The sequence below is a fragment of the Synechococcus sp. H70.1 genome, assembly GCF_047502705.1.
Taxonomy (GTDB): Bacteria; Cyanobacteriota; Cyanobacteriia; order Thermostichales; family Thermostichaceae; genus Thermostichus.
Map to the genome: position 1 here is coordinate 1 of NZ_JANSIV010000012.1, position 12,655 is coordinate 12,655.

Below are 12,655 nucleotides of genomic sequence, written 5' to 3' on the forward strand. Positions count from 1 at the left end.
CATGAACCGGGTAACGGATACCTGCATCCCGGAAGAAGAGGCAATGCGGCGCCTGGAAAAAGCTCTGCTGGAAGAGTGGATCGCTGCCGACCAGGCGGGGGAGCGCTACTTCCCGCACGAGTTCATCTACCGCATCCTGCGCAGCGGTCGGCTGGAGCCCTATTACCAGATCAATCCGCGGGATTCCTGGGTTTACGCGGCCATGGAGGCCAACTTGCCCATCTACGTGCCGGGCTGGGAGGACTCCACCACCGGCAACATGTACGCTGCCCACTGCATTACCGGCGAGATCCGCCATGTCCACACCGTCCGCACGGGCATTGAGTACATGATCCACCTGGCGGACTGGTACACGCGTACCTCGGCGGAGTGCTCCATCGGCTTCTTCCAGATTGGCGGTGGTATTGCTGGCGATTTTCCCATCTGCGTGGTGCCTATGCTGCACCAAGACCTGGGCCGCAAGGGGATCCCCCTGTGGGGCTACTTCTGCCAGATCAGCGACTCCACCACCAGCTACGGCTCCTACTCAGGGGCAGTGCCCAATGAGAAGATCACCTGGGGCAAGCTGGGGGTTGACACCCCTAAGTTCGTCATCGAGTCGGATGCTACCATCGTGGCGCCTTTGATTTTTGCCTGGGTGCTGGGGTGGTAGGACCCCGCTTCGGGATAGATCAGCGAGGCTGGGGCCGACCTGAGGCAGGACGGGGCCGTTGGGAGAGCAGAATCGCGGCTTCCCAGTGCCCCATGTCCTGGGCAATGCGCAGGGGGGTGAGGCCGTAGCCGTCTGGCTCGTCAATCTTAGAGCCATGTTCCAGCAGCAGCCGCACCACCTCGGGGTTGCCCGACCAAGCGGCAAAATGTAGGGGCAGGCCACCGGCCCCGAAGCGGGCATTGACGTTAGCACCTCCCTCGAGCAAGGCCTCGGTCACTTCAGGATTGCCTAGGCGGGCAGCCTGGTGCAGGGGGCTGGCTCCGCCGCGATCTAGCCAGTTGGGATCCGCCCCAGCGGCCAGCAAAAGGCGGGTGTTGAGGCCGCTTTCGACGAAAAACAAGGCGGTTTTGCCCCGCTCTTCCGTGACATTGGCGTCTTTCCCCAGCCAGAGGGCCAGTTGCAGCCGCAGCGGGTTGGCGGTGGCCAGAGCTTGCGGATCTTCCGGCAGGGAGTAGCCGTAGAACCCCAGCCCTCCTACCAGCAGGGGTCCCAGCCCAACACCCACAGCCCACCACCTACGCTCCATGGCCCTACTCCTCAAAGAACAGGATGGCGATCCCTTGGCTGGGTAGGGCCTGGGCCGAAAGCAGCAAGGGGTTGCTGAGGGCAGGTTGCGCGGCAGCGGCGGGAAAGAGGCGCAAAAACGCTGCTAAAGGTTGCAGCTCGCATTGGGACGCCTCAGCGGCGGCGGTGCGATACATAGTCGGGATGACCAACTTGGGCTGCAGCACTTCGATGGCTGCCTTGGCCGCCTCGGGATCGTAGTTTTTCGGCCCACCCCCCACCGGCACCAGCAACAGGTCAGGGCGAGCCAGCAAGATGGACTGTTCCCGGCCAATGGGCTGCAGGGCCCCTCCCAAATGGACAATGTCAATCCCGGCCATGCGCCAGCGCCAGCCCACGTTGAGGCCAAAGCGAGGGCCCCGCGGCATGCGCACCCCCTGCACGCGGATCCCATCGATGACGTAGTCCCCCGGCTGAAACAGCACTTTAGGGTTGCCGGGCACCACGTCCAGGGCCCCTTCGTCCAGGAGGCGGCTGCTGAGCAGCACCAGGTCGGCAGCAACCCTGGGCGCAGGATAGCCAGCCGTGCAGCCCCCTGGCCGAAAGGGGTTGACCAGAAAGCGCTTCCCCTCCCCCTCAAACAAAACGCAACTGTGGTGCAGCCAGGTCAGTTGCAGGCTCTGGGGGGTGAACTCCAGGGATCCTCCTGGGGAAGGGGCCGTTTGAGCACCTCCTCGCTGACCCCCCACGGCAAGGGATCCCAGCAGGCTAGCGCTGGCTTGCAAAAGCTGGCGACGCTTCATGGGGTGGGGATCCCTGAAGCAACCACGCCAGCCGCTGGCTGGGGCGCTCCTAAGGCATGGAGCTGCGCCAAGCGCAGGAAGTTGCTCAACAGGCGCTTGCCCTCAGCGGTCAAGATGCTCTCCGGGTGGAACTGCACGCCCTGCACGTGGAGATAGCGGCGGTGGCGCACCCCCATGATAGTGCCATCGCAGGTTTGGGCCGTCACCTCTAGCTCGTCAGGACAGGTGGAAGGCTCGATGACCAAACTGTGGTAGCGGGTGGCCGCAAACGGCTGGCTCAGCCCCTCAAACACCCCCACCCCCTGGTGGTAGATGAGCGAGGTTTTACCGTGCATCAGCTCAGGAGCGGGCACAATGCGCCCCCCATAGACCTGGCCAATGCACTGGTGCCCCAGGCAGACGCCCAAGATTGGCAGCTCGGGTCCCAGCTCCCGAATCAGCTCCAGCGAAATGCCGGCCTCCTCAGGCCGCCCTGGCCCCGGCGAGATAACCACCGCCTCTGGCTGCATCTGGCGCAGCTCAGCCACTGAGATCTCGTCATTGCGAAAAACTCGTATCTGCGCCCCCAGCTCCCCCAGGTATTGCACCAGGTTGTAGGTAAAGCTGTCGTAGTTGTCGATTACAACCAGCACGATGGCACCCGGCGACGGCACCTCATTTTAGCATTGCCCAGGCTTGGGTCTCCCCCAGCGGCAAGACTCGCAGCCCAGAGCCAACACCCGGATCAAGCTTGTATCCTGGAGGGTATAGCACACAAGCGGCAGCGAGGTGGCTAGCTTTTAGGTTGTTTTCTGATTCGGATCCCATGAACCCGCTTCTCTCCCCGGCAACCGACTTGCTGGACGAGTTGCGCAGGCTTTTCCCTTTTGAGCTGGATGAGTTTCAAATCCGAGCGATGCAAGCTCTAGCAGCTGGGGAATCGGTGGTAGTCTGTGCACCTACGGGATCCGGCAAGACCCTGATTGGAGAGTATGCCATCTATCGGGCTTTGTCCCAGGGCAAGCGGGTTTTTTATACAACCCCGCTGAAGGCTCTTTCCAACCAAAAGTTTCGCGATTTTGGCCAGCAATTTGGCCCGGAGCGGGTTGGCCTCCTCACCGGCGACATCTCCATCAACCGGGAGGCACCGATCTTGGTGATGACTACCGAGATCTTCCGCAACATGCTCTACGGCACGCCGCTCTCTCTGGTGGTCCAGCAGGGGGCTGACGGCAGCGAGATGGATGCCTGGGAAGCGGCGGAGGCCCTGAGCCGGGATCCCCTGCGGGATGTGCAGGCGGTGATCCTGGACGAATGCCACTACATGAACGACCAGCAGCGGGGCACCGTCTGGGAAGAATCCATCATCTACTGCCCTGCCCACATTCAGCTGGTTGCCCTTTCGGCCACCCTGGCCAACAGCGACCAGCTCACCGACTGGATGAACCAGGTGCATGGCCCCACCCGCTTGATTGACTCCAGCCATCGCCCAGTGCCGCTGCAATTTCACTTTGCCAATCGCAAAGGGCTGTTCCCCCTGCTGGAGCAAACCGAGTCAGGCCGGTGGGTGTGCAATCGCCGTCTGAAAAGCAAGCCCTCCAAGTCAGGCCAGGCTCCCTACGGGGAAGTACCGGATATGGCCCAGGTGGTGGAAAACCTGCGCCGACGGGATATGCTACCGGCCATCTATTTCATCTTCAGCCGCAAAGGCTGCGACCTGGCAGTGGCCAGCTTGGGAGGCTTGGACTTGACTACTTCTGAAGAAGAACGGCGGCAATTAGCTGAGCAGATCGACCGTTTCTGCCGGGAAATGCCGGAAGCGGTGCGCTGGGAGCAACTGGATGCCCTCTACCGGGGGATTGCTGCCCACCATGCCGGCATGCTACCTGCCTGGAAGGGCCTGGTGGAGCACCTGTTTCAGCAGGGGCTGGTGAAGCTGGTCTTTGCTACCGAGACGCTGGCTGCCGGGATCAACATGCCTGCCCGCACGACGGTGATTTCCTCCCTCTCCAAGCGCACCGATGACGGCCATCGCCCCCTGACTGCTTCCGAGTTCATGCAAATGTCAGGGCGGGCTGGACGGCGGGGCAAAGATGTCATTGGGCATGTGGTAACCTTGCAGTCCCCCTTTGAGGGGGCGCAGGAGGCAGCCCGCCTGGCTACCTCGGGGGCGGATCCCTTGGTGAGCCAGTTTACCCCCACCTACGGCATGGTGCTGAATCTGCTGCAGAAGCACTCTTTAGAGGCGGCCCGGGATCTCATTAACCGCAGCTTTGGCCAGTATTTGCTCTCGCTGCAAAAATTGCCCGAGCAACAGGAGCTCCTGCAAACGCGGGCCGAGCTGGAGGCAATTAACCGCCTTCTAGAGGGTATCTCCGACGAAGAGATTGCCCGCTACGAGAAAATGCAGGCGCAACGGCGGGAAGAACGGCGCATTTTGCGCTATCTCCTCAAACAGCAACAAGCAGAGCCAGATCCCACCCTGCGCCTGTTGGCTGTTCCCCACATCCAAGCGCAAGAGGAAAAAATCCGCGCCCTGGAAGCCCGCATCCGCGAAAACCCTGCCCACAAAGTTGGGAAAAAGCTGCTGGGTTTACGGGAAAAACGCCAACGCCTACTCAAGCGCCTCCAGCACCTGGAGCGGCAGAGTGAGTCGGTGCAGGAGCTGCGCTGGCAGCAATTTATGGCTCTGGTGGGCGTGTTGCAGGAGTTCGACTGTCTGCAAGAGTATCAGCCAACAGCCAGTGGGGAGGTGGTGGCTGCCCTGCGGGGGGATAATGAGCTTTGGCTGGGGCTGGCTCTGCTCTCTGGGGAATGTCTGGGCTGTGCCCCCCATCACTTGGCTGGGGTAATTGCCGCCCTGGTGGCCGAGCCTCCCCGTTCAGGGACCTACAGCCGGCTGCGCACCTCCGGGCTAGTTGAGGATGTCCTGCAGGGCTTGCGAGGCCTGCGGCGGCAGCTTTTCCGCAGCCAACGCCAACACCAGGTGTTTCATGTGCCGATTGGATTCGAGCCCGATCTGGCCGGGATCGTGGAACACTGGGCCCAAGGGATCCCCTGGGAAAAGCTGGAGGCCAGCACCAACCTGGATGCTGGGGATATTGTGCGCCTCATCCGCCGCACCCTGGATGTGCTCTCTCAGATCCCCTATATCCCCCACCTGCCAGCAGAGCTGCGGGAAAATGCCCGCGAAGCCCAAAAACTGCTGGATCGCTTCCCCGTCAGCGAGCTGATCTAGCGGCGCTCGTCCCGCTGGCGCGGCTGCAGGCTCTCTCTATTGGGGTTTCTGCACGGAGAGGGTGACCATCGAATAGGGGCTGAGATTTCCTTGTCCTACAGCAGTTTGCGGGCTTGTAGGATAGGTCTCGTGTCCATGGATATGTCCCGTTAGCTGGTTGGGGGGGCTGTAAACCGGCCTAGAGGCCCGGCTGCAGGGCTACCGTTCGCGTCAACATGAGTGCGGGAGTACATCACTCAAGTAGTCAAAGCTGCCCTAAAACCCTTGCGGGGTATCGTGTTCCAGGGATCCGCCACCACCTCGCGGGGATCCCTGGGCTGCGTTTTGACTGCCTTGACCTGCATTTTGACTACCGCATGTGGCCGGGTAAGTAGCCGGACAAGTGTCACAAGTGTCACTCGTGTCGGATTCCTTGCCTGGAGCGGCTTCCGACGGTGACCCTTCTCCGAGCAAAGTGTCACCAGGGATCCCTAGTGTCACCGCCGGTGGGGGTAAGACTTCATCCAGAGAGGCTCGGAGTCGGGTAGTTTACGGGAGAACGCCAGCCGCCTTGGCCGGCCCAGTTGGCGGGTGTGGGTGGGGTGGATCCCTTGCGGAGAAGTGGGTGGTGATTTTGGATCGGGCTGTGCGTCTGGAACGGGAGCTGTTGGCGCTGCAATCTGAGCACCCTGCTAGGGCAGCCCAGTACCTGCTCCAACTTGGCTACGAGGTGCGTGATTCGAGTCCCAGGGCAGTCGCGTGAGGGATCCCAACGAGCGGGGCTGGCACGAGGCTCAACTGCCCCGAAGGGAGATCCGCCGGTTGGCCACTGAGGCAACCCACACTGGAGTGCGGATAGAAGCTGGCCAGATCGTCGCTAAGGCACGCAATCGGGCCACCCCCACGGGTGTGGGGATGCCAACTAGTTAAGCATGCAAGCGGCCCAGTGGATCCCCCCTCAGAAGACCTCGGATAGGGCAGCGTCGAATTGATCGCTGGGGATAAGGACAACCCAGGTCTCGGTGAAGGGATCCCGGAGCATCACCACGCGGCTGGGGTCGAAGCCGAGCCGGATGGCCTCATCCCGCTGATAGGCCAGCTTCCAACTAGCCTCTTCCTTGTTGCCTTGGACGGAAAAAGTCAAGATTGGCGTGGGTATCTTGGAGCTCATTAAATAGCTCTCAACCGTTCGCGTCAGCGGGACGGAATCCTCACTCAACGAAGTCTCTCTCTTCATCAAGAGCGCTGAGAGAGTCCCACCTTCTATGGTCAATCGGCAGAGACAGAGATGGATCCCTAAATCCTGGCGTAAGTACAGCTTGAATAAGGTAGCAGACAAAGCTGGCACATTTTTCTGTTTCTATCGCTACTTGTCTTTCCGAAAACCTAACTACTATCCAGCCGCTTTCTGCAAAGAAATCGTCTCGCTGGCTATGTCTATTGTCATCTAGTGCATGATGTGGTACTCGCTGACCATTGTTCTGGTACCAAGGTTCGTCAACTTCAACATCGATAAGTAGAGTTCTATTGTTACTAGATACTTGTATTGCTATGTCGGGCGTATACGGAAAATCAAATCCTGGAACCTTTAGGGAGGCTTGTTCAGGTAGAAACTTAACTGGAAGGTTTTCCATCTTTATTATCAAGGCTTCTCTCAGCCGGCGATCATACCTACCTGCGCGAGCACCCTGACCTAAGAAAGGTTGGCATAAATCTAGAGGTTGAAATATCAGACCATTTTCCCAGTCCCTTATGATTTGAGCTACCTTGTTTTGATATTCGCGCCTATATTCTTCGACTTGTTGTTTGTAATCTGACTCTATGCGATCGCACTCTCTTCTCCAAAGGACAAGTCTCTCCTCATATCTTTTTTGTTCTTGATGATAACTTCGCATTTTTCTTTCATATTCTTCTATTCTCTCTTCATAAGTCCAGGATTCGTATAAGAATTGGGCTAAGGTAGCCACGCCTGCAATCCCTGCCAAGATTAGAAAGAATGGCGCTTCAGCAATAATCAGCGCAATTAGGGTAGCAACTCCAGCTCCAGTTGACAGGGCAGCCTGGAGCTTGTCCATTACACGGGTTGGGATCTCTGGTAGTTGCGGCTTAACTGGTCGAGGGGGTAGTTGAGGCGGCTCAGGTTTTCTGGGGGGAGGGGGCAGTTCTGGCCCTCTCAGTTGCAGGCTGATAGGGGTAGGGAGAACTATATAGGGATAGCAGTCCCTCCGCTCATATTTGAGGATGGGGTGGGGCTTCCAGCTCGGCGTGTGCATTGTCTTGACCTGGCACGTTGTCCCGTAATATGCCAGAGGCCACTTTTCCAGTCAATTCTCCCTGACGGCTGTAACAGCCTAGCCGCAAGGAATCCCCTGTTAATGAACGGCTCTGAAGATCTGCAGGCTGCCGTCCGGCTTCACCACCACCTTCTTCTTGCTTTTGGCTGTCGCGTAAGAGAAGACAATCTGACGTGGATTTAGGTTAGGCTTAGGCGGCTCTTCCCCCTGTGCCTTGGCCCGCAACCGGTCGGCCATCGCAAACAACCAGCCCAGGTTGAGGGTGTACGCAGGCTCGAATCCAGGGATCCCTAGATCCGTCTCGCCCAGCTCCCCTGCAATCTCGCCCAGCTTTCCGTACAAAGCCACGCCAAGGATGGGAGGGGCGTTGACTCGCTTGGGGGGCAGGGAGATGTGGTCTATCCGCTCCCACTCCCCGCTATCGGCTGTCTTATTTGCTTCTGCATTTCCGTTAGTCAAGTAGTCAAAGCTGCCCTCAAGCCTTTGCAGGGTAAGGCTTTCAGGGCTGACTACGGTGTGGTCAGGTTTAGTCAAGTAGTCATCGTGTTCCAGGGATCCGCCACCACCTCGCGGGGATCCCTAGGCTGCGTTTTGACTGCCTTGACCTGCATTTTGACTACCGCATGTGGCCGGGTAAGTAGCCGGACAAGTGTCACAAGTGTCACTCGTGTCGGATTCCTTGCCTGGAGCGGCTTCCGACGGTGACCCTTCTCCGAGCAAAGTGTCACCAGGGATCCCTAGTGTCACCGCCGGTGGGGGTAAGACTTCATCCAGAGAGGCTCGGAGTCGGGTAGTTTACGCTGGCCCGCTGGGGGCAGGGATCCCTGCTACAGCGCCCGGTCGCTTGAGCGAAGTCGAAAATCTGGCTGCAAATGCTGAGGCAGCGCCGGGTCGTCTCGTAGGCCTCCCTGGCCTCGATGCGCCTCAGGATTTCCAGGATGTCCGGGGGTGTGATGTCCTCGATTGGGCGGGATCCCAGCCAAGGCAGGATGTTCCTGTCCAGCCGCTGCCGGGTGACTTTGGCGTGGGTAGCCACCCACTTCTTCTGGTTGTTCTCCAACCACTCCTCGGCTACCGCTCCGAAGGTGTTGACAGACGCCTTCCGCTCGGCCTCTCGCACCAGCTTGGGATCCCTGCCAAGGGCTATCTGCCGCCGCATGGCAAGGTGAATCTCGCGGGCCTCTTTGAGACCTCTATAGGGATACTTGCCCAGGCCCAGTCGGTGTTCCCGGCCACGGAAGCGGTACCGGAACCGCTACAGCTTGGAGCCGTTCGGCCTCACCTCTAGGTACAGCCCATCCCTGTCCGGCATCTGGGAGGGCTTGTCCTTGGGCTTGGCGTTCCTGATGGCCACGTCCGTCAGTGCGATATCCCACCCCGCCTAAATATCCACGGCTGTGTCCCGTCTTGCCGTGGATTGACTACCGTGGATATCAAATGCCCAAAAACCTTGCCAGTTAAGGCTTTGGGGGATTTAGGTGGATGTTGGCAAACTAGGCTTTGACGGAGAGGGTGGGATTCGAACCCACGGTGGCTTGCGCCACGGCAGTTTTCAAGACTGCTTCCTTAAACCACTCGGACACCTCTCCACCTTAACCCCGGCCGGGATCCGCCGTCTCTACTATCTTAGGCTGTGCCCTTGCCGGTTGTGCAGCTAACCGCTTGTGGGGAAGGACAGGGATCCGCTATAACCCACCTGAGGGATCCCTGGCTACGGATGAGAGGAGACTTTTGCCCAGCTCAGGGGCAACTTCTGGCTTGGCCAATGCTAGCCTTGCTGGCTGCCTGTCGCCCTTTGCCAGAGCCACCTCCTTCCAAAGCTGCCCCGCTGGATCCGGTGCTGCGCCACGTTGGCGAAGATGGCACCCATTTTGCGGCTTCCGTGGGCGATACCCGCGCTCTCCCTCCCCACTTCCCGCCACAGTTGCAGTTGCCCGAAGCTACCGTCCTCTCTTCCGGGCAAATCTGGGATCAGGAGGGGGGGCTGGCTTCCTTGCTCTTGCAGACCTCTCAGCCTCTGGAGGAGATTGCCGCCTACTACCGCCGTACCCTCTGGGGCGAGGGCTGGGATCTCCTCTCGGATCTGGAACAGGCCAACGGCATCCGCACCCTTGTGTTTGAGTCTCCCCCCCACCCTGAACAGTCCCTGCACCAGGCCGTCATTCAGGTGGGATCCCCCCGCCGCGGGCCGGATCAGGTGGAGTACCGCGATATCTTGATTTTGCTAAGTACCGTTGCCCCTGTCGGCAAAGCGCAGCCTGCTGCTGCAGCCTCTCCTTGAAGCATGCCCGTCTATACCCAAGCAATTGAAATTGCCGCTGACGTGGCGCGGGTGGAGCGCTGTCTCATTGACCCGGAGCTGATGCGGCGCTGGCTTAACCCCCTTTTGGGCTGCGAGGCCCTGGGATCCCCTACGGGGCAACTGGGCAGCCGCTACCGCTTTTTCCTGCGCCTGCCTCTCATTTCCCCCAGCCTGGACTGCGTGATTACCGAGCGGGCTGAGGGCCTGGTGCAGTGGCAGTTTGAGGGGTTTTTTCAGGGCACTGACCGCTGGGAGTGCCGCCCCCAAGCGTCGGGAACGCTGTTGGTGAACCGCTTTGAGTTTTCCATCCCCAACCCCTGGGTGGCGGCGGGGTTTTACCTAGTGGCAGCAGAGCTAACCCGGCACGACATGCGGGCACAACTGCGACGGCTAAAGGCAGTGGCCGAGGCTTTGGGTTAGGCTGGTGGCAGGTAGTAAAGAAACGTAAAAAATGGCAATGACCAGCAACAGCGGCCTGTTCAACCGTCGCTTTTTCGACAACTTCATCCCCCAGCCGGCCAACAGCCCTCTGCAGATTGGCGAGCTGGCCCCCGACTTTGAGCTGCCCAATGTCCACGGGGATCCCGTGCGCCTATCGGACTACCGCGGCCACCAGCCGGTGGTTCTGGCTTTTACCCGCATTTTCACGGAAAAGCTCTTCTGCCCCTTCTGCTACCCCCACATCCAGGAGCTGAAGGCCCGCTACGAGGAGATCCGGGCCCTGGGAGCAGAGCTGCTGATGATTACCAGCACCGACCCGGTGCAAAGCCAACAGATCCAAGCCGACCTGCAACTGCCCTACCCGCTGTTGGTGGATCCAGAGTGCAAGACCTTTCGGCTCTACGGTGTTGGCCAAGCGCTGGGGGCGCCCCTGCCGGGCCAGTTCATTGTGGATCGCGAGGGGAGGCTGCGCTATAAGCACCTCTTCTCCTTTGCCGAGCCCAACGCCAGCACCGACGAAGTGCTGCGGGTCTTGCGGGAGGGGCTAGCCAGCGGCTGGGACGGAACCCGCCGGGTGGCTCCCGTGCCCTTTTTCTAAGCTGTCTCTAGGCAATTCCGGCAGAGGAGGGAGAAGGGGTGGTCTTTGCGCGGCTGGCTCAGAACAGCGCCCGGCAGGCGGAGATCCTGGAAGTAGTCCTGCGCCACGGCTGGGACTACATGCGGCGCTTACTCTCCTTGGGCAAGGCGGAAGAGCCGCAACTGCCGCCGCCGATGGTGCTGCGCAACATCCTGGTGGATCTGGGGCCGGTTTATGTGAAGCTGGGCCAGTTGCTGAGCACCCGCCCCGATCTGTTGCCGCGGGAGTACATTGAGGCCCTCAGCACGCTGCAGAGCAATGTGCCCCCCGTGCCCTGGAAGGCGGTGGAGATCCTACTGCGCCAGCAGTTGCAAAAGCCCCTGGAGCAGGTATTCAGCAGCCTGGACACGGAAGCAGTGGCAGCGGGATCCATTGCCCAAGTCCATCGCGCCCGCCTGCTCAGTGGCGAAGCGGTGGCTCTCAAGATCCAGCGGCCGGGTTTGGAGGCAATAGTAGAGCGGGATACAAAGCTCATCCGCAGCATTGCTGAGCTGGTGGCGCAAACGGAGTTCGGTAGGCTAACAGATGTGGTGGCCTTGGCCAATGAGTTTTGCCGGGCGCTGCAGGCGGAGCTGGACTTTACCCAGGAAGCCCGCCACACGGAGCAACTGCGGCAACGCCTGCAGGCCAGCCGTTGGTTTGACCCAGCACAGTTGGTGGTGCCGCGCGTCTACTGGTCGCTCACTACCCCCAAGGTGCTGACGCTGGAGTGGATCGAGGGAAAGCCCCTGCTGGAGGCGGATCGCAGTGACGCCGACCCGCAGCAGATTGCCCGCCTGCTCACCCGTGCCTTTTTCCAGCAGATCTGCCTTGACGGCTATTTCCACGCCGATCCCCACCCCGGCAACCTCTTCTACCTGGGATCCGGTCGCGTGGCCCTCTTGGACTGCGGCATGATTGGGCGGCTGGATCCCCGCACGCAGCAGATTGTGCTGGAGCTAATTTTGGCCATCGTCAGCCTGGATGCCCAGCGCTGTGCCGAGCTCACGCTGGAACTGGCCCTGCCGGAAAGTCCTAGGGGCAGCCCGCGGGATCCCGCCGTCAGCCTGGCCCAACTGCAGAGGGAATACGAGCGCCTCTTGCGCCAGTACTACACCCTGAGCGTTGCCGAGCTGGATTTTAGCGAGCTCTTTTCCGAGATCCTACAGGCGGCACGGCGCAACCAGATCCGCATCCCCGGCAACCTGGGGCTGTGCGCCAAGGCCCTGGCCAACCTGGAAGGGATCGCCCGCCAGCTCACCCCAGACTACAATCTGCCGGAGCAAATTCGCCCCCTGATGGCCGATGTGTTTCGGCAGCAGTTGCTGGGGGATGCCCCCCTGCCCTCGCTGCTGCGCACAGCCCTGGATCTCAAAAACCTCTCGCTGCAGTCGCCGCGGCAACTGGAAGTGCTGCTTAGCCGCATCACCTCCGAGACCCAGCGCTGGAACCTGACGGTGCAGGAGCTGGAAGGCCTCCGCACCAGCCTGGATCAGTCGGCCAACCGCCTCTCCTACAGCATCCTGGTTGGATCCCTGATTATTGGCGCTGCCATCATCTCGGCGCAAACCCAGCGCTTCCAGGTCTTTTGGCTAAGCGAGCTGCTCTTTGGCGCCGCCAGCCTGCTGGGGCTGTGGCTCATCCTCAGCATCCTGCGCTCCGGTCGCCTGCGGGGCTAATCCCCTACGCATCTCGTGTTAGCAAAGCAACACAAAAACGGTAGCAGCGGCTTTGCGAGCGCCTCGCCAAATCCCGCAAAGGCCGATTCTTTCGTTGACCCGCTCGAT

General features: G+C 60.4%; 14 protein-coding genes, 1 tRNA gene and 1 pseudogene. 6 read left to right on the plus strand and 10 right to left on the minus strand.

Going from position 1 to position 12,655, the window contains the following annotated elements; all coding sequences use genetic code 11:
- Nucleotides 1–652, plus strand: a 652-nt coding sequence (locus tag NW827_RS00635) for a deoxyhypusine synthase family protein (protein ID WP_414503207.1), incomplete at its 5' end; no start/stop codon positions are given.
- 19 nt (nt 653–671) lie between these two features.
- Here the strand turns inward: NW827_RS00635 and NW827_RS00640 are convergent.
- From NW827_RS00640 to NW827_RS00650, 3 genes are read right to left on the minus strand one after another with little or no spacing between them, the layout of a single operon-like run.
- Nucleotides 672–1,238, minus strand: coding sequence for an ankyrin repeat domain-containing protein (locus NW827_RS00640; RefSeq protein ID WP_414403583.1), 567 nt, complete (start codon nt 1,236–1,238; stop codon nt 672–674).
- A gap of 4 nt (nt 1,239–1,242) precedes the next feature.
- Nucleotides 1,243–2,019, minus strand: a complete 777-nt coding sequence (locus NW827_RS00645) for an MBL fold metallo-hydrolase (protein WP_414503208.1) — start codon at nt 2,017–2,019, stop codon at nt 1,243–1,245.
- Nucleotides 2,016–2,651 carry an anthranilate synthase component II gene (locus NW827_RS00650; protein ID WP_414361255.1) on the minus strand — a complete coding sequence of 212 codons (636 nt, stop codon included), beginning with the start codon at nt 2,649–2,651 and terminating at the stop codon, nt 2,016–2,018. Before NW827_RS00650 ends, NW827_RS00645 begins: the two co-directional genes overlap by 4 nt.
- 173 nt (nt 2,652–2,824) lie before the next feature.
- On the opposite strand from NW827_RS00650, the gene NW827_RS00655 reads away from it, so the two are divergent.
- Nucleotides 2,825–5,236 carry a DEAD/DEAH box helicase gene (locus tag NW827_RS00655; protein ID WP_414403724.1) on the plus strand — a complete coding sequence of 804 codons (2,412 nt, stop codon included), beginning with the start codon at nt 2,825–2,827 and terminating at the stop codon, nt 5,234–5,236.
- A 937-nt stretch (nt 5,237–6,173) separates the two neighbouring features.
- Here NW827_RS00655 and NW827_RS00660 read toward each other — a convergent pair.
- The 7 genes and pseudogenes from NW827_RS00660 to NW827_RS00690 form a co-directional block, all read right to left on the minus strand.
- Nucleotides 6,174–6,386, minus strand: coding sequence for a hypothetical protein (locus NW827_RS00660; protein ID WP_414403580.1), 213 nt, complete (start codon nt 6,384–6,386; stop codon nt 6,174–6,176).
- A 40-nt stretch (nt 6,387–6,426) separates the two neighbouring features.
- Entirely contained in the window at nt 6,427–7,290 is an 864-nt protein-coding gene (locus NW827_RS00665; protein ID WP_414503209.1) for a hypothetical protein, read from the minus strand.
- A 297-nt stretch (nt 7,291–7,587) separates the two neighbouring features.
- A complete protein-coding gene (locus NW827_RS00670; RefSeq protein WP_414403578.1) occupies nt 7,588–8,043 on the minus strand; it encodes a hypothetical protein in 456 nt (151 codons plus the stop codon).
- Nucleotides 8,040–8,174 (minus strand): hypothetical protein, encoded by a 135-nt coding sequence (locus NW827_RS00675; protein ID WP_414403577.1) that lies wholly within the window; start codon nt 8,172–8,174, stop codon nt 8,040–8,042. The genes NW827_RS00670 and NW827_RS00675 overlap by 4 nt, the downstream gene beginning before the upstream one ends.
- 101 nt (nt 8,175–8,275) lie before the next feature.
- A complete protein-coding gene (locus NW827_RS00680) occupies nt 8,276–8,629 on the minus strand; it encodes a tyrosine-type recombinase/integrase (protein WP_414403723.1) in 354 nt (117 codons plus the stop codon).
- Nucleotides 8,630–8,863 (minus strand): annotated as a pseudogene (locus NW827_RS00685) (Arm DNA-binding domain-containing protein); the annotation flags it as partial.
- A gap of 150 nt (nt 8,864–9,013) precedes the next feature.
- Nucleotides 9,014–9,098: transfer RNA gene (locus NW827_RS00690), tRNA-Ser, on the minus strand.
- Between the two features lie 176 nt (nt 9,099–9,274).
- Between NW827_RS00690 and NW827_RS00695 the strand changes: the two genes are divergently transcribed.
- The 4 genes from NW827_RS00695 to NW827_RS00710 are packed head-to-tail and all read left to right on the plus strand — an operon-like array spanning nt 9,275 to nt 12,547.
- Complete coding sequence (locus NW827_RS00695; RefSeq protein WP_414361247.1) at nt 9,275–9,790, plus strand: hypothetical protein; 516 nt, start codon at nt 9,275–9,277, stop codon at nt 9,788–9,790.
- 3 nt (nt 9,791–9,793) lie between these two features.
- Nucleotides 9,794–10,231, plus strand: a complete 438-nt coding sequence (locus NW827_RS00700; protein WP_414385635.1) for an SRPBCC family protein — start codon at nt 9,794–9,796, stop codon at nt 10,229–10,231.
- 37 nt (nt 10,232–10,268) lie between these two features.
- Nucleotides 10,269–10,850 carry a peroxiredoxin family protein gene (locus NW827_RS00705; protein ID WP_414403576.1) on the plus strand — a complete coding sequence of 194 codons (582 nt, stop codon included), beginning with the start codon at nt 10,269–10,271 and terminating at the stop codon, nt 10,848–10,850.
- A 38-nt stretch (nt 10,851–10,888) separates the two neighbouring features.
- The gene (locus NW827_RS00710) at nt 10,889–12,547 is read left to right on the plus strand and encodes an ABC1 kinase family protein (RefSeq protein WP_414403575.1); all 1,659 of its coding nucleotides are present in this window, start codon (nt 10,889–10,891) and stop codon (nt 12,545–12,547) included.
- Nucleotides 12,548–12,655: the final 108 nt, after the last annotated feature.